Below are 1326 nucleotides of genomic sequence, written 5' to 3'. Positions count from 1 at the left end.
GGGACGGTTCCTTCTGTCTGATTTTTTCAGATAAAAGGAACCGTCCCCCTTGTTTGACTGTGGGAAGAAGATGCAATTGACTTGCACTCATAGAGATGGGACAAAAGATCTAAAGTTTCCTGTTTGGGTATGACTTTACCGTTTTCAATTTTTCTAAGTGTATCCCTGCTGATGAAAGCTTGTTCAGCAACATCGCTTTGGGAAAGTCCCAAAGATTTGCGAATATTTTTAAGTTCTTCACCAAATGCTTCTAAATCGTAATAGAAACCATCCATTTTTTAACACCCCATGCCGATTCAAATCGGCTTGAAATTATCCTGGTTATTATCTATTATATAGTTAAAAGAAGGAAATGTAAAGGGCAGGTGAAGATGGAATGAAGAAGAAATTGCTGGTTATTTTCTTTATTGTTAATATCTTATTTACATTTTGTTTCTTGAGTTCCTTAGGAGATAGAGGGGTAGTACCATTAGGAGAAGAGGATGCAATAGACTTACATTATATAGTTTTTCATAATACAGTATAACTCCATGAAATACGAATTTCAAAAAATTAGATGTTAATCTGTGAATCTGACAATTTTTAAAATTTTACACAATTTTGTTCAATATATACACAAAAAAGGAAGAGGACTATCAAAAGGTATAGACCAAATAAAAAATTGTGATAAATGTGTATAACTCATAATTTAAATTCGTGATTAGTTCATTAAAAGCCCCCCTGAATTTTATAATATTTCAGAAGGAGATGAATGGTGATGAACAAGAAAATAACAAGCCTGTTTGTAATTCTTTTGATAGTTACTTTTACTACTTCTGCATATGCGGCAATTACTACGATTGTATATCAGTCAGGTCCAAATCTAGTTAAGTCTACGGAGTACTATCAATACAAATACGTTGGTTACATTCAGTTGAGCTCTGCTTATAATGATAATGGTTGGAGTAGACTACGAGGCTATATAAGGTATTATATTCCTAATACAGATAAAGATACTGGTAGATGTTATACTGACTGGTCACTAAATGGGGAACTCGTCAGTAAAGAGATTACTTTTTATGATACCTTAAATCCCTTTGCTGAAAAAGTACGGTTTGAATATGGATTTGACTCTGTACCATATGGTAGCGGAATTTTACCATTTACTATATTTACACCAATGGTGGAAGTTTTTGAAATAAAAATTGGTAAATAAGACAAACCACTTGTTTATTACACTTGGCAGATAAGAGTGTTTTAAAAGGGGGCTTTTTATAGGGCTTTCCGGTTCGGAGAAGACAACATTGTATATGTTGTAGTTCATATAATGAGAGGAGAATTAAAAAA

General features: G+C 33.0%; 2 protein-coding genes. One reads left to right on the top strand and one right to left on the bottom strand.

Features of this window, described 5'->3' with window-relative positions:
- Positions 1 to 26: 26 nt before the first annotated feature.
- Entirely contained in the window at positions 27 to 275 is a 249-nt protein-coding gene (locus tag I4N53_RS06115; RefSeq protein ID WP_214495852.1) for a helix-turn-helix domain-containing protein, read from the bottom strand.
- A gap of 482 nt (positions 276 to 757) precedes the next feature.
- Here I4N53_RS06115 and I4N53_RS06110 point away from each other — a divergent pair, with 482 nt between their 5' ends.
- Complete coding sequence (locus tag I4N53_RS06110; protein WP_214495851.1) at positions 758 to 1195, top strand: hypothetical protein; 438 nt, start codon at positions 758 to 760, stop codon at positions 1193 to 1195.
- The last annotated feature ends 131 nt before the right edge of the window (positions 1196 to 1326 follow it).

Source organism: Thermoanaerobacter sp. CM-CNRG TB177, from assembly GCF_018588165.1.
GTDB lineage: Bacteria > Bacillota > Thermoanaerobacteria > Thermoanaerobacterales > Thermoanaerobacteraceae > Thermoanaerobacter > Thermoanaerobacter thermocopriae.
The sequence above is the reverse complement of the archived record's forward strand: the minus strand, read 5'-3'. Positions and strand labels throughout refer to the sequence as shown.